Source organism: Curtobacterium sp. Leaf261 (genome assembly GCF_001422205.1).
GTDB lineage: Bacteria > Actinomycetota > Actinomycetes > Actinomycetales > Microbacteriaceae > Curtobacterium.
In genome coordinates this window covers 393,070-410,757 of record NZ_LMMJ01000001.1, presented here as the reverse complement: position 1 = coordinate 410,757, position 17,688 = coordinate 393,070, and the positions used below count along the sequence as shown (strand labels likewise).

General features: G+C 71.9%; 19 protein-coding genes. 15 read left to right on the top strand and 4 right to left on the bottom strand.

What is annotated here, in order from left to right:
- Positions 1–52: 52 nt before the first annotated feature.
- The 4 genes from ASF23_RS01815 to ASF23_RS01800 are packed head-to-tail and all read right to left on the bottom strand — an operon-like array spanning position 53 to position 3,248.
- Complete coding sequence (locus ASF23_RS01815; protein ID WP_055948053.1) at positions 53–445, bottom strand: flagellar assembly protein FliW; 393 nt, start codon at positions 443–445, stop codon at positions 53–55.
- The gene (gene flgL, locus ASF23_RS01810) at positions 442–1,326 is read right to left on the bottom strand and encodes a flagellar hook-associated protein FlgL (RefSeq protein ID WP_055948051.1); all 885 of its coding nucleotides are present in this window, start codon (positions 1,324–1,326) and stop codon (positions 442–444) included. The genes ASF23_RS01815 and flgL overlap by 4 nt, the downstream gene beginning before the upstream one ends.
- 2 nt (positions 1,327–1,328) lie before the next feature.
- Positions 1,329–2,759, bottom strand: coding sequence for a flagellar hook-associated protein FlgK (gene flgK, locus ASF23_RS01805; protein WP_055948048.1), 1,431 nt, complete (start codon positions 2,757–2,759; stop codon positions 1,329–1,331).
- Positions 2,760–2,762: 3 nt separating this feature from the next.
- Entirely contained in the window at positions 2,763–3,248 is a 486-nt protein-coding gene (locus ASF23_RS01800; protein ID WP_055948045.1) for a flagellar protein FlgN, read from the bottom strand.
- A gap of 506 nt (positions 3,249–3,754) precedes the next feature.
- Between ASF23_RS01800 and ASF23_RS01795 the strand changes: the two genes are divergently transcribed.
- The 15 genes from ASF23_RS01795 to ASF23_RS01725 all read left to right on the top strand — a co-directional run bounded on the left by ASF23_RS01795 (position 3,755) and on the right by ASF23_RS01725 (position 17,538).
- A complete protein-coding gene (locus ASF23_RS01795) occupies positions 3,755–4,576 on the top strand; it encodes a sigma-70 family RNA polymerase sigma factor (RefSeq protein WP_055949083.1) in 822 nt (273 codons plus the stop codon).
- Between the two features lie 130 nt (positions 4,577–4,706).
- The gene (locus tag ASF23_RS01790; RefSeq protein WP_055948042.1) at positions 4,707–5,921 is read left to right on the top strand and encodes a flagellin N-terminal helical domain-containing protein; all 1,215 of its coding nucleotides are present in this window, start codon (positions 4,707–4,709) and stop codon (positions 5,919–5,921) included.
- A 174-nt stretch (positions 5,922–6,095) separates the two neighbouring features.
- On the top strand, positions 6,096–7,496 hold the full coding sequence (gene fliD, locus ASF23_RS01785) for a flagellar filament capping protein FliD (RefSeq protein WP_055948039.1): 1,401 nt from the start codon (positions 6,096–6,098) through the stop codon (positions 7,494–7,496).
- A gap of 11 nt (positions 7,497–7,507) precedes the next feature.
- Positions 7,508–8,008, top strand: coding sequence for a flagellar export chaperone FliS (locus tag ASF23_RS01780; protein ID WP_055948037.1), 501 nt, complete (start codon positions 7,508–7,510; stop codon positions 8,006–8,008).
- Positions 7,998–8,387: a hypothetical protein gene (locus tag ASF23_RS01775; protein WP_156364039.1), complete on the top strand. Its 390-nt coding sequence runs from the start codon at positions 7,998–8,000 to the stop codon at positions 8,385–8,387. The genes ASF23_RS01780 and ASF23_RS01775 overlap by 11 nt, the downstream gene beginning before the upstream one ends.
- Before the next feature lie 269 nt (positions 8,388–8,656).
- Positions 8,657–8,998 carry a flagellar basal body rod protein FlgB gene (locus tag ASF23_RS01770; RefSeq protein ID WP_055948031.1) on the top strand — a complete coding sequence of 114 codons (342 nt, stop codon included), beginning with the start codon at positions 8,657–8,659 and terminating at the stop codon, positions 8,996–8,998.
- A complete protein-coding gene (locus ASF23_RS01765) occupies positions 8,998–9,393 on the top strand; it encodes a flagellar basal body rod protein FlgC (protein ID WP_055948028.1) in 396 nt (131 codons plus the stop codon). The genes ASF23_RS01770 and ASF23_RS01765 overlap by 1 nt, the downstream gene beginning before the upstream one ends.
- A complete protein-coding gene (gene fliE, locus ASF23_RS01760) occupies positions 9,393–9,728 on the top strand; it encodes a flagellar hook-basal body complex protein FliE (protein ID WP_055948025.1) in 336 nt (111 codons plus the stop codon). Before ASF23_RS01765 ends, fliE begins: the two co-directional genes overlap by 1 nt.
- A complete protein-coding gene (fliF, locus tag ASF23_RS01755) occupies positions 9,728–11,410 on the top strand; it encodes a flagellar basal-body MS-ring/collar protein FliF (protein WP_055948022.1) in 1,683 nt (560 codons plus the stop codon). The genes fliE and fliF overlap by 1 nt, the downstream gene beginning before the upstream one ends.
- 53 nt (positions 11,411–11,463) lie before the next feature.
- Positions 11,464–12,480, top strand: a complete 1,017-nt coding sequence (gene fliG, locus ASF23_RS01750; RefSeq protein ID WP_442855005.1) for a flagellar motor switch protein FliG — start codon at positions 11,464–11,466, stop codon at positions 12,478–12,480.
- Positions 12,473–13,150 (top strand): FliH/SctL family protein, encoded by a 678-nt coding sequence (locus ASF23_RS01745; protein ID WP_055948017.1) that lies wholly within the window; start codon positions 12,473–12,475, stop codon positions 13,148–13,150. Before fliG ends, ASF23_RS01745 begins: the two co-directional genes overlap by 8 nt.
- Positions 13,147–14,475 carry a FliI/YscN family ATPase gene (locus ASF23_RS01740; RefSeq protein ID WP_055948013.1) on the top strand — a complete coding sequence of 443 codons (1,329 nt, stop codon included), beginning with the start codon at positions 13,147–13,149 and terminating at the stop codon, positions 14,473–14,475. Before ASF23_RS01745 ends, ASF23_RS01740 begins: the two co-directional genes overlap by 4 nt.
- A complete protein-coding gene (locus ASF23_RS01735; RefSeq protein ID WP_055948010.1) occupies positions 14,475–14,954 on the top strand; it encodes a hypothetical protein in 480 nt (159 codons plus the stop codon). Before ASF23_RS01740 ends, ASF23_RS01735 begins: the two co-directional genes overlap by 1 nt.
- Positions 14,951–15,868: a C40 family peptidase gene (locus tag ASF23_RS01730; RefSeq protein ID WP_055948006.1), complete on the top strand. Its 918-nt coding sequence runs from the start codon at positions 14,951–14,953 to the stop codon at positions 15,866–15,868. The genes ASF23_RS01735 and ASF23_RS01730 overlap by 4 nt, the downstream gene beginning before the upstream one ends.
- 2 nt (positions 15,869–15,870) lie before the next feature.
- Complete coding sequence (locus ASF23_RS01725) at positions 15,871–17,538, top strand: flagellar hook-length control protein FliK (protein ID WP_055948003.1); 1,668 nt, start codon at positions 15,871–15,873, stop codon at positions 17,536–17,538.
- Positions 17,539–17,688: the final 150 nt, after the last annotated feature.

Below are 17,688 nucleotides of genomic sequence, written 5' to 3'. Positions count from 1 at the left end.
CGTCGGGCGGGCGCGGCGCCGGGCGCAGCGCGGCGCCGGGCACCGCGCCCCGTCAGCTCCGGGCGAGCACGGCCCGGAGCGGGAAGTCCTGGTCCTCGAGGATCAGCTGCGCGCCGACGCCGGTACGCGCGTTCACGACGATCGGCGCGAGCAGGTTCACCGTCGTGCCGGACTCCGCGGGGTTCGCCACGACGAGCAGCATCGCCTCGGAGGCGTCCCGCAGGTCGAGGAGCGTGGTCTGCTCGTCGGACACCACGGGAGCGTAGTCGGGCAGGTGCTCGGCGGCGTCGAGCACGAACAGCCGCGGGTCGGTGGTGCCGGAGGCCGTCGTGCCGGTTCCCGCGAGGGAGAAGAGCCCCGAGGCACCCGGGACCTCGGCCAGGGTGAACTGCGCGATCGGCTCGAGGCCGAACGGGGCGATCGCGAACGCGAGGTCGATGCTCATCGGAGGTAGTCCATCAGGGTCGGCTGCAGCGTCTTCGCCGTGACGGCGAGTGCTGCCTGGTAGTTGGTCTGTTGGATCTGCAGGTCCAGGATCGCACTCGCGACGTCCTTGTCCTCGATCTGGGAGCGCTGCCCCTCGAGGTCGACCTTCTGCGACGCGAGCGTCTGCTTGGCCGAGAGGACGGCCGCGTGCCGGGTCCCGACGTCTGCCTGGACGCCGCGGATGGCTCCGAGCCGACTGTCGATCTCGGTGATCCTCGGGTTCACGTTCACACCCTTCTGGAGGTCGCTGACGACGTTGTCGATGAGGGAGAACACCGAGTCGGCGCCCGTGCCGAACACCGCGCTGCCGTCGGTGTCGACCCGCACGGTGGTGCCGGAGGCGATCCGCCGCGTCACGGTCGAGTCAGCGGTGCCGTTCCAGGTGAAGTCGTCCGCGTAGGCGGCCGAGGCGTTGGTGCTGCCCGCGAACACCGGCCGTCCGGCGTACGACGTGTTCGCGTCCTGCAGGAGGCTCTGCTTGAGTCCCTGGAGCTGCGTGACGATGGCGTCGCGGTCCGTCGGGCCGAGTGTCCCGTCGTTCGCGCCCTGGACGGTGAGGTCGCGGAAGGTGTTCATGACCGAGTAGACGCCGGCGAGCGTCGAGTCGGTGGTGTCGAGCCACCCGGCACCGCTGTCGGTGTTCCTGGCGTACTGCGCGTTCTGCGCCTGCTCGCCGCGGACCGCGATCGCCCGACCGGTGCCGACCGGGTCGTCCGACGGCACCGTGATGTTCTTCAGCGACGTCGCCTGGTCGGTGAGCTGCGCGAGCTTCGCCGCGCCCGCCTGCAGCCGCGTCTGGGCCGCGGACATGGTCATCTGCGTGGTCACCCTGGTGATCATGGTCAGCCCCTCCCGACGAGTCCGACGTGGTTGATGAGCGTGTCGAGCATCTCGTCGACGGCGGTGAGCACCCGTGCGGCGCCCTGGTACGCGTGCTGGTAGGTGAGCAGGTTGACGTTCTCCTCGTCGAGGTCGACACCCGCGCCGGACTGCTGCTGCGTCGCGGCGCTCGACGCCGCGAGCCCGGTGAGCGTCGTCGCGTTCGCCGAGGCCTTCGCGATGGTGCCGACCCCGGTGACGAGGTTCGACCAGGCAGTGTCCGCGCCGGTCGTGCTCGTGGTGAGCTGCCCGATGGCGTCCGCCACCTTCCCGGAGTAGTTGCCGGCCGCGTCCCGTGTCGCGAGCCCGGACGCGTCGGTGGCGAGCACCGTGAGGCCCTGTGCCGCGGGGACGCCGGGGGTGAACCCGAAGAAGTCGACGCCGGTCGCACCCGTGGAGGTGTAGCCGGTCTGGTGCAGGGCGTTCACCTGCGCCGCGAGGGTGGTCGCGACGCGGTCGTACCCCGCCGACGCCTCGGCCAGTGCCCCGCCCGTGCCGCTGGCGTTCGCGGGGGCGATCATCGACAGGGTCCCGGCGATGCTGCCCCCGTCGAGGGACACGGCCGAGCCGGATCCGCCGACCCAGGACAGCGCGACGGGGGAGCCGGCGGCGTCCTGCAGGCGGTTCGCGCCGGAGACGGCGATCGACCGGGCGGAGATCCCGCTGACGAGCGCGTTCCCGCCGACGACGACGTCGATGGTGCCGTCGTCGTTGCCGCGGACCGTCGCACCGGACAGCGTCGAGATCCGCTGCGCGAGCAGGTCGCGCTTGTCGGTCAGCTCGTTCACCGAACCGCCGGCGGCCCTGGTGGTGCGGATCTGCGCGTTGAGGTCGGCGACCTGCGCGGCACTGCTGTTCAGCTCGGCGACCGAGGCGTCCACGGACTGCCTGGCGGACGTCCACTGCGTGTCGATCGCCTGCGACCCGGTCTGCAGGGTGGTCGCGACCTGGGCGGCCGTGCTGAGCACGACACCGGCCGACGCCGGATCGGCGGGATCGTTCTGGAGGCCCGTCCAGGCCGACCACATCGTGTCCAGTCGCGCGGACAGACCGTTGGTGCCCGGTTCATTGAGGGAGGTCTCGAGGTTCGAGAGGGCGGTCGACCGTGCGGTCGCGTACCCGGAGGCGGCGGACGAGGCCCGCACCTGCGCATCGAGGGTCATGTTCCCGAGGCGGGCGATGCCGTCCACCGAGACGCCCTGGCCGACGAGCGCGTTGGTGCCGTGCAGCCAGCCGGTCTGCGCGACCGGGGGGATCGACGACTGCGTGACGCGCTGCCGCGTGTACCCGGTGGTCCCGGCGTTCGCGATGTTCTGGCCGACGACGTCGAGTCCGGCGCGCGCGGCACCGAGGCCCGAGGCGGCGGTGGCGAGGCTGCCGAAGGTGCTGACCATGGTCTAGAGGTTCCCGTCGAAGATGCGCGCACCCGCGAGCGCCGGGCCCGCGGCACCGCGTCCGTCGTACGTCGCGGTGTCCCCGACGGAGCCGGCGAGCGTCTCCTGGGTCGCCCGGGCGGCGGCGCGGAGGAAGCGCTCGTTCTCGTCGCGGAGCCCGGCGATCTGGGTGGTGAGTTCGAGCATGGCGCCGAGGTGCGCGGCGAGGATGTCGCCCCACGGTCCGGCCGGGGCCGCGGCGACGATCTCGCGGAGCGGCGCGTCCGAGGGCGTGCCCCACTCCGAGGCGACGGCGGCGCTCTCCATGGAGCGCTCGAGGCCGACGGCCCGGAGTCGCTGGAGGACCTGCTCGACCTCGCGGCTGGCGTGGTCGATCCAGCGCGAGCGCCCAGCGGTGAGGAGCAGCTGCTCCTCCTCGAGCTTGAAGGTCAGGAGCTCGAGCAGTTCGCGCTCCCGCCACAGCACGGCAGACAGTTCGTTCACGCCCAAGGTCTCCTCCCTCCACGTCGACGCTGCGGTTGCCGCGTCTGCAGTCGTGTCGTTCGAGCAGCACTATCGGACGGCACCCCGTGGCCGTTAGTGCGAGCGGCCGCACCCGCACCAACCTGACCGCCTACTGAACGCAGCGCGCCCGCACCAGGTGCTCCGTGCCTCCAGTCCGGGGCACAAACGGGTCGGTGTCCTCCGAAGGGGGGACCCTCGCTCGGGGGCTGCGGACCCCTCCGGACCCCCCGGAAACCCCCGGACTGGGGACGGTCCGGGGGGTGTACGGGGCACAGCGTCTCGATAGGTTTCTTGTGCAGGCGGGGGACACCCTCCGCCGGGCCCGGACTCGCAGTTCCGGTCAGCCCAAGCACCGCCCGGAGGGAATCGGGCGGTCCTCGAGGGGTCTCCTCGGCGTGCAGTCGCGCCGGTGATCCGTCGCGCCCACGGACGGGCGAGCACGACACCGGAAGCACCCGGTGTCGATCGACCGGACAGACCAGGGGAAGCACATGGAGCGCAGGGCACGGAACCAGATGGTGGTGGAGAACCTCCCACTCGTCGGCTACCTCGTCGCCGAGGTGTGCGCACGGGCCACCCACCTGTCGCGCGACGACCTCGCGTCGGTCGGCGCCGTCGCCCTCGTCACCGCGGCGGACGCGTTCGATCCCGACCTCGGCGTCCCCTTCGGTGCGTACGCCAGGACCCGCATCATGGGTGCGTTCGCAGACGACATGCGCGCCGGAGACTGGGCCAGCCGCGGCACCCGCAAGCGCATCAAGGAGACGCTCGCCGTGCAGGAGACGCTGACGTCCCAGCTCGGCCGGACCGCGTCCGTGCAGGAGGTCGCCGACACCATGGGCGTCGACCGCCAGACGGCCGCGGACGCACTGACCGACGCCGCGCGCTCGGTCGGGTCCATCGACGACGTCGTGCACGACTCGCTCGCCGCCGAGATCGCACTCCCCGGCGACGACCTGATCGCCGCCGAGCGTGTCCGGTACCTCCGCGCGGCCGTCGCCGCCCTGCCCGAGCGCCAGCGGTTCATCGTCGAGGCGGTGTACTTCGGGGACTCGAGCGTCACCGAGGTCGCCGAGCAGCTCGGCATCACCCACTCCGCGGTGTCCCAGCAGCGCTCCGAGGCGATGCGGCTGCTCCGGGACGGACTCGCGACGCACTACGCCGACGACGTCGACGCCGTGGTCGAGCCGCAGTCGCGGACGACCCCGGCACGCCGGAGCGCCTACCTGGCCCGGGTCGCCGCGAACGCCGCGGTCGGGATCGCGAAGGCGATGCACGAGCCGACGGCGCGCACCGCCGCGGCCGCGGGCTGACCGGCGTCAGCGCCGGCTGGAAAAAACTTCACAACAGTCCTAACGATCTCGGCCCCCCGGTCGAGAGTCCTCAGTGTCAGCCCATGGACGGGCAGACGCACCACACCCACATTTCACGGAGGAATTCATCATGGGTATGTCCATCAACACCAACCTCTCGGCACTCAACACGTACCGGAACCTCAACTCCACGCAGAACGACCTGTCGAAGTCCCTCGAGAAGCTCTCGAGCGGCCTCCGCATCAACCGTGCTGCCGACGACGCGGCCGGTCTGTCGATCTCCGAGGGGCTCAAGTCGCAGGTCGGTGGCCTCACGGTCGCGGCCCGCAACGCGCAGGACGGCATCTCCGTCGTGCAGACCGCTGAAGGTGGCCTCACCGAGACCCACTCGATCCTCCAGCGCATGCGTGACCTCGCCGTCCAGGCCGGCAACGACTCGAACAACGCCGACTCGCGCACCGCCATCACCACCGAGGTCGGCCAGCTGCAGAAGGAGCTCGGCCGCATCGCGAGCTCGACCAACTTCAACGGCACGTCGCTGCTGAACAACAACAGCACCCTGAAGTTCCAGGTCGGCGCCAACGGTGACAGCAACAGCCAGATCGCTGTCGACCTGTCCGGTGCGAACGTGTCGAAGGTCGTCGACGCCCTCGGGGCGACGCAGTCCTCCGGCACCGGCTTCACCATCAAGGCCGGCACCGACATCAACACGGCGCTCAAGGGCAAGTCGCTCACGTTCACGTCCGACGTGAGCAACGCTGCCGGGAACGCCGTCGTCGACAGCTCGACGATCACCACCGGTGCGCTGACCGGGTCGGGCACGGGCGGCACGTTCACCTCGGTGGACGACGTCGTCACCTCGCTCAACGCCGACGCCAGCTTCTCGAAGAACTTCACCGCCACGGCGACGAAGGACGCGAACGGCGCGACCACGGGCTTCTCGGTCCGTGCGCTCAACGGCGGCGCGGTCGGCACCGACAGCCCGCTCGGCGCAGGGGACACCACCGGCACCCTCACGGGCACACCTGGGGACACCACCACGGGTCTGCAGTTCGACAGCGCGGACCACGCTCAGGCGGCCATCCGTGCGATCGACCAGCAGATCAAGAACGTGTCGTCGGCTCGCTCCAACCTCGGTGCGATCCAGAACCGCTTCGACCACGCCATCAACGTGACGAACGTGGCCAAGGAGAACCTCACCGCGGCCAGCTCGCGCATCACCGACGTCGACATGGCGGAGGAGATGGTCAAGTACACGCGCGACAACATCCTCAGCCAGGCCGGCACGTCGATGCTCGCGCAGGCGAACCAGAGCACGCAGGGCGTCCTCTCGCTGCTCCGCTAGTCGGTCCGGGGTCCGCCACAGCCGTGGCGGCCCCGCCGCACGACGCAGCACCATCGCGGTCGTCGCCGCCGGGAACCGTTCGGGTGTCCCCGGCGGCGGCGACCTCCCCTGTGCGCGCGCACCACTGCGGTGCGCCGTGCCACCCGCCCGTCCCCGATCCGACAGGAACCCCCGATGTCGCTCGCCATCGACGGCCTCGTCAGCGGACTCGACACGACGAGCCTCATCTCCTCGCTCATGACCATCGAGCAGCAGCCGCAGACGCTGCTCAAGAACAAGGTCACGACGACCCAGTCGTTCATCTCGTCGCTCCAGACGATCAACGGCCAGATCCAGAACCTCGCCACGAAGGCCGCGGCGGCGTCCAAGAGCACCTCGCTCAACCTCTTCACCGCCTCGAGCAGCTCCGCCGCCGTCACCGCGACGGCGAAGGCCTCGGCCGCAGCCGGTTCGGTGTCCTTCACCGTCGGTTCGACCGCCGCCGCACAGATCGGCGTCACGAGCGCGATGAGCGCCTGGCCGGCGAACGCGGACGCCACGCAGCAGCCCGCGATCACGATCGTCGGTGCGGACGGCACGAAGACCGCGATCACCCCGGCCTCCACCTCGCTCGACGACGTCGTCAGCGCGATCAACGGCGCGAAGACCGCCGGCGTCACCGCGGTCAAGGTCGCCGCGGGGACTGCGTCCGACGGCACGAAGCAGTACCGGCTGCAGCTCACCTCGACCACGACCGGCGCCGCCGGCGCGGTCTCCGTCTACCAGGGCACCGCGGACGACGTGGACGCCGGGACCGCGACGAACGTCCTCACGGCACCCGGAGCCGCCATCGTCACGAAGGGCACCGACGCGTCGGTGACGCTCTGGGCCGGCACGGGTGCCGAGCAGGTCGTCACCAGCAAGTCGAACACCTTCGCCGACCTGCTGCCCGGACTCGACGTCACCGTCAAGTCCACGAGCAGCGACCCGGTGACCGTCTCCGTCGCCCGCGACACCAGCGGCGCAGCGGCGGTCGCCTCGGGCCTCGTCTCCCAGTTCAACGCCGTCGCCTCCTACTTCGCCACGGCCACGGCGGTGACGTCATCGACGGACTCGACGACGGGCGTCACGTCGACGCAGAGCGGCACCCTGACCGGTGACGCGACGACACGGTCCGCGATGCAGCAGCTCGGTACCGCGATGTCCACGCCGGTGAACGGCAGGTCGCCGTCGTCGATCGGCCTGTCGATCCAGAAGGACGGCACGTTCACGTTCGACTCGGACGCGTTCCAGACGGCCCTGGCCGCCGACCCCGCCGGTGTCCAGTCGATGCTGTCCGGGATCGCGCAGAACGTCTCCGACAAGGCATCCGCGATGTCGGACAAGTACACCGGTTCGATCACCACGGCGATCACCGGGCAGCAGTCCGTCGTCTCGGACCTCAGCACACAGATCTCCGACTGGGACACCCGGCTCGCCGCGCGGAAGGCGTCGTTGCAGACCCTCTACGCGAACCTCGAGACCAGTCTCAGCGCCCTGAAGTCGCAGTCCAGCTGGCTCACCAGCGCACTGTCCGGCCTGTCCACGAGCAGTTGAGGAACGAGACGATGAACGCATTCGACCTCGCGAGCGCCGCCGCGTTCCGGAGCGCAGCAGCAGCACCGTCCGCCGCGACCGCGCAGCGCCGCGCCCAGTACAACGCCGAGGCCGTGCTGTCCGCGACCCCCGCGCAGCTCGTCACCATGCTGTACGACCGGCTCATGCTCGACCTGCACCGCGCCGTCGCCGCGCAGGAGGGGAGCGACTGGCCCGCCGCGCGCGACCAGCTCATGCACGCCCAGGCGATCGTCGGCGAGCTCTCGAGCACGCTCCGCATCGACCTCTGGGACGGCGGCGAGGGCCTCCTCGCCATCTACAACTACGCCTCGACGTCGCTCGTCACCGCGAACGTGCACCACGACGTCAACGCGACCCGTGACACGATCCGGATCCTGGAGCCGCTCCGGCAGGCCTGGCACGACGCCGCTGCGGCCATCCCCGCACCGGGCCACCAGGCCTCGGACCTCGACCAGCGCCGCCAGCAGGGTGGAGCTCTCGGTGTCGCGTGAGCCGGGGGAGACCCTCGCCGCCTGGCAGGCGGCACTCGCGGAGCTCGAGGCAGCGGCGGGGATCGCACCGAAGGCGGCGCGGGACGCCGTCGCGAACGTGGGGAGCGACGGTGGCAGCCTGCAGTCCGGTGACGCATCGGACGGGAGGCCCGGTGCGGCGTCTCCCGTCCCTCCAGTCCGGTGGTCCACACCCACCGATCTCGGTCCGCTCCCGTCCTCGCTCGCCGGACGGGTCGAGCGGCTCCTGGCGGTCCAGCGCGACGCGATCGCCCGCGTCGACGAGGCCCGCCGGGCCGTGCTCGGACACCTCGGCGCACTCGGCCGCGTCGAGGAGTCCCGCGAGCCGTCGCGCTCGGTGTACCTCGACGTCACGGGCTGACCAGTGCCGATCCGGTTGTGCCCCAGGGAGCGTCAACTGCGCCAGGGAGTCCCTCGGCCAGTTGACGCTCGCTGGCACAGAACCGGTCCGCGCGGCACCTGTCCCCACTTCGGGGCGACCGCTAACGAGCCCCTGACGACCGGCCGATAGCGCACTCTGAGCACGGATCGCTCGTCATCGGCCACGGATCGGCCCTCGCCCCAGGCGACCACCACGCCCCGCTCGACAGCGGCGCGGAACCGGTCGTCGGTACGTGGAAACGGCTGGCCATGCTCGAATCCGTGACGACCGCGGCGCTGCAGAGCGCACTCGACGGTCTCTCGCTCCGGCAGAAGACGATCGCCGACAACGTCGCGAACATCAACACGCCGAACTACCACGCCAAGAAGGTGCAGTTCGAGGACGCGCTCGCGAAGTCGATCGACGCCGGGAGCGGGGCCACGACGGCGACGACGGCACGCAGCCTCGAGCCGACGAACACGAACGGGAACAACGTCAACCTCGACGAGGAGACGCTCTCGAACGTCGACACCGTCCTCCGGTACCAGTTCGCCACGCAGGCGATGAACTCCGAGCTGACCGCGGTCCGCGCGGCGATGCGGACGAGCTGATGAGCACCTTCGACGCGATCGGCATCGCGAGCACCGGCATGACCGTGCACCGCAAGTGGCTCGACGCCATCTCCGACAACATCGCCAACGTCAACACCGTCAAGTCGATGGACGACACGGCGTTCCAGGCCCGCTACGTCGAGGTCCAGGAGGGCGCCGGCACGTCCGGCGCGTACGTCAAGGGCGCCGCGTTCGGCAGCGCCGCTGGCCGAGTGACCTACGACCCGTCGAACCCGCTGGCGAACACCGAGGGGTACGTCCGGATGCCGGACATCGACCTGGGGACGCAGATGGCGGACCTCATCATGGCCCAGCGCGGCTACCAGGCGAACGCCGCCGTGGTGGACCGTGCCAAGACCGCCTACGAGGCGGCACTGCAGATCGGGAAGAACTGATGGTCAGCGCGATCAACGGATTCAGCACGAACGCGCTCTCGGGCGCGTGGGGTGCGACGACGGACGCCACCGGCACGGCTCCGGCCGCGACGACCGGGACGACCGCCACGGGCGCGAGCGGCTTCGGCGCGAGCATGGCGAACGCCGTCGACGGCCTCCAGCAGCTCGAGGGCACGTCGAAGAACCTGGCCGTCAAGGCCGTCACGGGCAACCTCGACGACATCCACGACGCCACCATCGCCTCCACCCGCGCACAGGTCACGCTCGAGCTCGTCGCCGCGGTCCGCAACAAGGGCGTCGACGCCTTCAACGAGATCATGAGGATGCAGGCCTGATGCCCGACGCACTCAAGGGGATGTTCGGCCGCTTCGGCGCGACCATCAAGGGGTTCTCCGTCGCCCAGCGGACCATCGCCGTCATCGGCATCGCCGCGGTGGTGCTCGGCGGCATCGCGCTCGCGAGCTGGCTCGGCAAGCCGTCGTACGCGCCGCTGTTCACCGGGCTCGCCGCCGCGGATGCCTCGGGCATCACCGACCAGCTCACCACGGACGGGGTGCCCTACACCCTGACCGACGGCGGGGCGACGATCCTCGTGCCACAGGGGTCCGTCTACGCCGAGCGCCTGAAGGCCGCGAGCGCCGGGCTGCCGTCGTCGAACGAGGGTGGCTACTCGCTCCTCGACAAGATGGGCGTCACGGCGTCGGAGTTCCAGCAGAACGTGACCTACAAGCGCGCGATCGAGGGCGAGCTCGCCAAGACCATCGGCGCGATGGACGGTGTCCAGACCGCCTCCGTGCAGCTCGCGATCCCGGAGAAGAGCGTCTTCGTCGCCGACGAGAAGGACCCGACCGCGTCGGTGTTCGTCGAGCCGAAGGCGGGCCAGACGCTGACGAACAACCAGGTCCAGGCCATCGTGCACCTGACGAGCGCCGCGGTCGAGGGCATGCAGACCACCGACGTCTCCGTCGTCGACGCGAAGGGCGACGTGCTCTCGGCCGTCGGCACCGGCGCCACCGGCTCGTCGACCGACCAGGCCGCCGACTACGACAGCTCGACCGGCGACAAGATCCAGGCGCTCCTCGACAAGATGGTCGGCGCTGGACACTCGCAGGTCGTCGTCGCCGCGCGGATGAACCAGAACTCCGGCACGAAGACCACCGAGTCGTTCGCCCAGCCGACCACCGGCCCGGTCGCCCTCAACGAGTCGAGCACCACCGAGCAGTACGGCAACGGCGCGGCGGGGGCGAGCGGGTCCGGTGCCACGGGTGTCCTCGGCCCGGACAACATCGCCGTGCCGAGCGGAACCAGCACGACCGGTACCGGCACGACCGGCACCGACAACGGGTACACGAACGAGTCCGCGACGAAGAACAACGCCGTCGACAAGACCACCGAGACCACGACGATCCCGTCCGGTGCGCTCGACAGCCAGTCCATCTCGGTCGCGATCGACGCCCGCTACGCCAAGGGCCTCAACCTGCAGACCGTGAACGACCTCGTCTCGAGTGCCGCGAACGTCGACCAGGACCGCGGCGACAAGGTGAAGGTCGGCATCGTCGACTTCGACACCTCCGCCGCCAAGCAGGCCGCCGCAGCGCTGAAGGCCGCCGACGCCCAGGCCGCGCAGGACGACATGTGGTCGACCATCCGGACCGCGGGGATCGTCGCCGGGATCGCCGCGGTGCTCATCACCGGGCTCGTGATCCTCGCGCGTCGTGGGCGTCGACCGGCCCGCGAAGACGTCGACCTCGGCGAGCTCGACGCCTTCGCGGACGGCTTCTCGCTGCCCGTGGCCCTCGACGAGGCTCCCGGCCGGTCGGCGATCGCGTCCGATGCGCCGACCGCGGTCCTCGGCACCCTCCCCGACGGCGCCGGGGACGCCCCGACCGAGGCGATGTCGTCCGAGGACCTCACCGCCGAGCGTCGCCGCGCCGACATCAGCGCGTTCGCCGAGCGCGACCCGGAGAAGACCGCCGACCTCCTCCGCGGGCTCCTCGACGACCGGGCCGCACTGTGATCGGCCAGCACGCCGTCGGCTTCGGCGCCGGCTCGACCGCCAGCGGACCGGGCGTGAACCCCGCCGTGCCGCTGAGCGGCGCGCAGAAGGTCGCCGTCATCCTCATGCAGATGGAGACCGCGCGTGCCGCCGAGGTCATGAAGCAGTTCAGCGAGCTCGAGGCCGAGGAGATCACCGCCGAGATCGTCCGGATGCGACGGGTCGACCAGAGCGTCGCCGACCGCACGATGACCGAGTTCCACCGGATGAGCATGACCGGGCGCGTCCAGAAGCGCGGCGGCCGTGACGCCGCCATCGGCCTGCTCGAGGCGTCGTTCGGTTCCGAGAAGGCGGCCGGGGTGATGGACCGTCTCGCGTCGACCATGGCCGGCAAGTCCTTCGAGTTCCTCGACGAGGCCGAGCCGGGCCAGGTCCTCGCGCTGCTCGACGGCGAACTCCCGCAGACGATCGCGCTCGTGCTCGCACACCTGAAGCCCGCGCAGGCGTCCGCCGTGCTCGCCGGGATCGACGAGGACGTCCGGACCGACGTCGCGCAGTCGTTCGCCACGATGGGCACCGCGACCCCGGAGGCGATCGGCATCGTCGCCACGACGCTCAAGGTCCGGGCCGGCGCCGTCGTCGCCCCGCGCGAGACCGTCGAGGTCGTCGGGGGCATCGCGCCGCTCGTCGACATCATCAACCGCTCCGACGTCGCCACCGAGCGCGCACTGCTCGACCAGCTCGAGGCCCGGGACCCGGAACTCGCCGAGGACATCCGCTCACGCATGCTGACCTTCGCCGACATCGTCAAGCTCGAGGGGCGCGACATCCAGCAGGTGCTCCGCGGCATCGACTCCAAGCTCCTCGCGACCGCCATGAAGGGCGCTGACGCATCCGTCACCGAGACGATCCGCGCGAACGTGTCCGAGCGGAACCGCGACCTGCTCGACGACGAGTTGACGAACATGGGCCCGGTCCGGATGTCGCAGGTCGAGGAGGCCCGCGCCGAGGTCGTCCGTGCCATCCGCGAGCTCGAGGCGCAGGGCGTCATCACCATGCACCGCGCCGAGGAGGACGACTTCGTTGAGTGAGACGCAGCTGCGCGAGACCCCGGCCTACGCGCGCATCACCTACCCCGTCATCGGCGCACCGGCCGACGCCGACGCCCTTGCACGGGCCGCGCAGATCGAGGCCCGGGGGCACGCCGCCGGGTACGCGGCCGGACTCCGTGCCGCCGACCTCGTCGCCGAGGACCGTCGCCTGGACGCCGAGACCGCGTACGCCGCCCGCGCCGAGCAGCTCGAGCTCCGGCACGCTGCGGCCCTCCGAGCGTTGACCGCGGCCACCGCGGCGTTCGACGCACGACTCACCCCCGTCCTCGAGGACGCCGAGGGGACCCTCGTCGAAGCTGCGCTGCAGCTCGCGGAGGCCGTCGTCGGGTACGAGATCCGGGCCTCCCGTCCGACTGCCGGCCATCCGTCGGACCGTGTGTCCGGTGACGGACTGGAGGAGCGGAGCACGTCCGGCGCACACGCCACCGTCGAGCGGGCGCTCGCGTCCGTCGACCGCACCGTCGCCGTCTCGATCCGGCTGAGTCCGGCGGACGCCGCAGCCGTCGCCGGCGTCGACCTCGGTCTGCCCGTCCTCGTGGACGGGGCGCTCCGTGACGGCGACGCCGTCGTCGACCTGCAGAACGGGCTGCTCGACGCTCGCATCGCGACCGCGCTCGACCGGGCACGGACGGCGCTGGTGACGGCATGAGCACGCTGCTGGAGCATCCCGCGTTCGCGGACGCACTGCTCGCCGCCCGCCCCCAGCGCGTCGGCGTCGTGTCGAGCGTCGTCGGGCTCGGCGTGACGATCGCCGGACTCGACTGCGCCATCGGCGAGGTCGTCGAGGTCGGGGCACACGGCACCGCCGGTTCGTCGCTCGTCGAGGTGGTCGCCACCGACACCACCGGGATCCGCTGCATGCCCCTCGGTCGGCTCACCGGCATCACCGCCGGGATGCCCGCACGACCGACCGGCCGACCGGTGCTCGTCCCGACCGGTGCCGGTCTGTTCGGCCGGGTCCTCGACGGGCTGGGACGGCCGATCGACGGCCGCGGTCCGCTCGACTCCGACGGCCTCGTGCCGCTCGACCACGACACCCCGTCCGCCATGCACCGCGCGCGGATCGACACCCCGCTGCAGCTCGGGGTCCGGGTGCTCGACACGCTCACCACGGTCGGCAGGGGGCAGCGCATGGGCCTGTTCGCCGGCTCCGGTGTCGGCAAGTCCTCGCTGCTGTCGATGATCGCGCGGGGGTCCTCCGCCGCGGTGAACGTCATCGCCCTCGTCGGGGAGCGTGGCCGCGAGGTCCGGGAGTTCCTCGAGGACGACCTCGGTGCCGAGGGACTGGCACGCTCGATCGTCGTCGTGTCGACCTCCGACGAGCCCGCGCTCATGCGACTCCGAGCAGCCTTCGTCGCCACCCGGATCGCCGAGTCGTTCCGGGACGCCGGGCAGGACGTCGTGCTCATGATGGACTCGCTCACCCGCGTCGCCATGGCGCAGCGCGAGATCGGACTCTCGGTCGGGGAACCCCCGGCGACCAGGGGCTACCCGCCGTCGACGTTCTCGGTGCTCGCCGGGCTGCTCGAGCGTGCCGGGACGGACCGGGTCGGGAGCATCACCGGGCTGTACACGGTCCTCGTGGACGGCGACGACCACAACGAGCCGATCGCCGATGCCGCACGGAGCATCCTCGACGGGCACGTCGTGCTCGACCGTCGGCTCGCGATCACCGGGCACTTCCCGTCGGTGGACGCCCTCGGGTCCGTGTCCCGCGTGGCCTCGAAGGTGACGAGCGACGCACAGCGGTCGTCCGCGGTCCTGCTCCGCAAGGTCATGGCCGCGCGGAAGGCCGCGCAGGACCTGCTCGACGTCGGGGCCTACCAGCGGGGCACGAACCCGCTCGTCGACGCCGCCGTCGACCACCAGGACGCGATCGACCAGTTCCTGCAGCAGAGCATGGGGGAGCGCGCCACCGCCGCGGACTCCTGGCTCCGCCTGCAGTCCCTCGCTGACATGTTCGGAGTGCGCTGATGGCCAGGAACTTCCCGCTCGCCGGACTGCTCCGGCTGCGGCACGCCCAGCAGGACCAGGCCGGAGCCGCCCTCGCCGCGGCGAACGACCGGATGCGCGATGCCGCCGACGCACGCATCGCCGCGCGTCGGACCCTGTCGGACGGGCCCGTCGAGATCACGGACGCGACGATGCTCAGTGCCGTCGCCGCGGCTCGGGCGTGCACCAGGGGGATGCTCGAGGAGCTCGACGCCGTCGCCCGGAACCGTCGACACGCTGCGGAGGCGGCGCAGACGGCCTACAACGACGCGCGGCGGTCGGCGCTCGGGCTCGAGAAGCTCGAGGGTGCGCACGGGGTCCGCGTCGCGGCGGAGGACCTCCGGAGCGAGCAGGTCGTGCTCGACGAGATCGCGGCGACGCAGCACCGGGCCGGGTCTGCGGGCCGGGCCGGGTCCTCGGACCGTGCCGTGTCCTCGGACCTGGACGAGGTGCGGCGATGAGCGTCGACGCGGTGATGGCCCGCATCCAGGAGATCCAGACGCAGATCCAGTCGTTGCAGGGTGGACTGTCGTCGTCGAGCGCGTCGTCCACCGCAGCGTCGAGTGCGTTCGCGGACGCCCTCGCGACGGCGGACACCACCGGGACCGGCAGCGGGACCGCCACCGGAACGGCAGCCGGAGGGACGGGGACGAGTTCGACCGCGACGACGACCTCGGTCGACGCCGCGAAGGGGTCGGTGGCCACAGGCTCCGGCAAGACCGGCGACGATGTCGTCGCGGACGCCAAGAAGTACCTCGGGGTGCCGTACGTCTTCGGCGGGACGACCCGATCCGGCATGGACTGCTCCGGGCTCGTGCAGACGGTCTTCAAGGACCTCGGGGTGAGCATGCCCCGGGTCGTGCCCGACCAGGCGAAGATGGGCGTTGCCGTGCCGTCGCTCGCCGATGCGCAGCCGGGCGACCTCATCATCCCGAAGGGCGAGGGTCACGTCGTCATCTACGTCGGGAACGGCAAGGTCCTGCACGCACCGCACCCGGGCAAGGACGTCCGGATCGTCGACAACTGGTACAAGGACTCCGACCTGGCGACCATCCGGCGCATCGTGCCGTCGGGGGCCGACGCCGCGCGGTCCGCCGCCTCGGCAGCGTCCGCCGCTGCCAGCGCCGCCACCGCCGCACGCGCGAGCACGGCGTCGTCGCTCTCTGACCTGTCCGGCCTGTCGGGCATGTCGGGTCTGTCGAGCCTGTCCGGTGTCTCGAGTCTGTCTGGCCTCTCGAGTCTGTCCGGCCTGTCGGGTCTCTCCGGCCTGTCGGGTCTGTCCGGCCTGTCGAGTCTGTCCGGGGCCACCGGCTCCACCACGAACCTGCAGTCCGCAGCGCTCCAGGCGCTCATGAACGGAGGCTCGCTCACGTGAGCATGATCATCGCCCCCACGACCACCCCCGCTGCGCCGTCCGGTTCCTCGCACGCTCCGACCTCCGCCGACGGTGCGAAGGGCTTCGGCGCTGCGATGACCGCCGTCTCCCGCGACGACCACGGCCACGGCTCCGACCGTCGCCACCCCGGTCCCACACGTCCGGGGGTCCGAGCCTCGGTCACCCGGTCCGACGACGACCACACCGCGGGCGCAGCGGGAACGTCGACGGCGGAGCATTCCACGGCGGGCACGACGGCTGTCACGGGCACAGCCGCAGCCGCGGGGACTCCGGTCGACGCCGCCGCGCTGGCCGGACTCGTCCCAGGAGCTCAGACCGTCGCCCCGACCCCCGACGAGAATGCGACGACCAGCAGTGCTGGCACGCCCGCACCCCAGGTCTCTGCAGTCTCGATGAGCGCCGTCCTCGCGGCAGCCGGAACCCTGGCGACGGCCACGGCCACGGCCCCGGCCACGACCCCGGCCGGGGGAGGAGCAACCGCTGCCGAGGACGCACCACCGTCCGGCACCGGGGCACTGAGCGCCCTCGGCGTCGCAGCCTCGACGGCACGCCCGGCGACCGTCCCCGCAGCCGGCCCCACCGCCTCGCCGACCGTCGAGTCTGCGCGGAACACGGGTCCGAGCGCGGCTGCACTCCTCGTTCCGGCATCCTCGACCACTGGGACCGCCATACCCGCCGCCGCGACGGCTGCTGCCGCCGCACCCGCTGCAGCCGCGACGGCCGGCGTCCCCACCGCCGGTGTCCCGACCAGCACGCCGATCGCCCCGACGGGCACGTCCTTCGTCACCGCAGCCGCAGCCGCAGCCGCCCCCGGGGTCGCGGCCGCCGCACCCGCGGCTCCCGCCGCCGGCGCGCAGACGAACACGGCCACCGCCGCCACCTCCGCCGGGGGCCCGGCCGGCACCGCGTCCGCCGCGCAGCCCCAGACCGCAGTCGGGCAAGCCGCCGCCGCCGCCACCGCACCGGCCGGACCCGCAGCCGCTGCCGCCGCGACGACCGCTGCCGCGACGACCGCCGTGCCAGCCCCGGCCACCCCGACCCCCCAGATCCGCACCGCGGAGCCGACCTCCGGCACGCCGCACCCGACCGTCCCCACCACGGCGGTCGACCCCGGCCAGCAGTCCGCCCCCGACGCCCAGACGGTCATGCCCGTGACCGTCCCGGGCGCGGCGACGGTCGGCCCCGCGGTGTCGGCGACACCCTCGACCACGGCGCAACCCGCGGCCACACAGCAGCCGCAGCCCCTGCCCCAGCAGCTCGCCCGCCCGCTCTTCACCCTCGCGAACGCCGGCCACGGCAACCACGTCGTCACGGTCACGGTGATCCCCGAGAGCCTCGGACAGGTCACCGTCCGCGCGCACGTCAGCGCCCAGGGCATGCACGTCGAGATGTTCGCCGCGTCGGACGCCGGACGCGAGGCCGTCCGCGCCGTCCTCCCGGACCTCCGCCGCGACATGGGCCAGGCCGGGATCAGCACCACTCTCGACCTGTCGAGCCAGAACCAGCCCTCCGCCGACGGACACGATCTGCCGCGGCAGGCGACGCCGGTCCGGCCTGGCGACACCGGACGGGAGGCCCGCCACCCCTCCGCCCCGTCGGCGACAGCCGTGCGGACGCACGAGTCGGCAGGGCTGGACGTGCTCGCATGACCACTCGCCACGCAGCACACCGCCCTCCGGCCGAGACACCGCGCTCGAGAGCGGTGCCGCGTCCGGACGGCGGTGCGATGCGCGCGACGTCCCCCGACCCGGGGGTCCGCCGGACCTGACCGCCTGCTGACGGTGGCCGATAGTCCCGAC

Excerpts from the sequence above, each read along its gene's own strand:
- ASF23_RS01815 (WP_055948053.1), bottom strand. The coding sequence starts at position 445 with ATGAGCATCGACCTCGCGTTCGCGATCGCCCCGTTCGGCCTCGAGCCG.
- flgL (WP_055948051.1), bottom strand. The coding sequence starts at position 1,326 with ATGATCACCAGGGTGACCACGCAGATGACCATGTCCGCGGCCCAGACG.
- flgK (WP_055948048.1), bottom strand. The coding sequence starts at position 2,759 with ATGGTCAGCACCTTCGGCAGCCTCGCCACCGCCGCCTCGGGCCTCGGT.
- ASF23_RS01795 (WP_055949083.1), top strand. The coding sequence starts at position 3,755 with ATGGAGCGCAGGGCACGGAACCAGATGGTGGTGGAGAACCTCCCACTC.
- ASF23_RS01790 (WP_055948042.1), top strand. The coding sequence starts at position 4,707 with ATGGGTATGTCCATCAACACCAACCTCTCGGCACTCAACACGTACCGG.
- fliD (WP_055948039.1), top strand. The coding sequence starts at position 6,096 with ATGTCGCTCGCCATCGACGGCCTCGTCAGCGGACTCGACACGACGAGC.
- ASF23_RS01780 (WP_055948037.1), top strand. The coding sequence starts at position 7,508 with ATGAACGCATTCGACCTCGCGAGCGCCGCCGCGTTCCGGAGCGCAGCA.
- ASF23_RS01770 (WP_055948031.1), top strand. The coding sequence starts at position 8,657 with ATGCTCGAATCCGTGACGACCGCGGCGCTGCAGAGCGCACTCGACGGT.
- ASF23_RS01765 (WP_055948028.1), top strand. The coding sequence starts at position 8,998 with ATGAGCACCTTCGACGCGATCGGCATCGCGAGCACCGGCATGACCGTG.
- fliE (WP_055948025.1), top strand. The coding sequence starts at position 9,393 with ATGGTCAGCGCGATCAACGGATTCAGCACGAACGCGCTCTCGGGCGCG.
- fliF (WP_055948022.1), top strand. The coding sequence starts at position 9,728 with ATGCCCGACGCACTCAAGGGGATGTTCGGCCGCTTCGGCGCGACCATC.
- ASF23_RS01740 (WP_055948013.1), top strand. The coding sequence starts at position 13,147 with ATGAGCACGCTGCTGGAGCATCCCGCGTTCGCGGACGCACTGCTCGCC.
- ASF23_RS01735 (WP_055948010.1), top strand. The coding sequence starts at position 14,475 with ATGGCCAGGAACTTCCCGCTCGCCGGACTGCTCCGGCTGCGGCACGCC.
- ASF23_RS01730 (WP_055948006.1), top strand. The coding sequence starts at position 14,951 with ATGAGCGTCGACGCGGTGATGGCCCGCATCCAGGAGATCCAGACGCAG.
- ASF23_RS01725 (WP_055948003.1), top strand. The coding sequence starts at position 15,871 with ATGATCATCGCCCCCACGACCACCCCCGCTGCGCCGTCCGGTTCCTCG.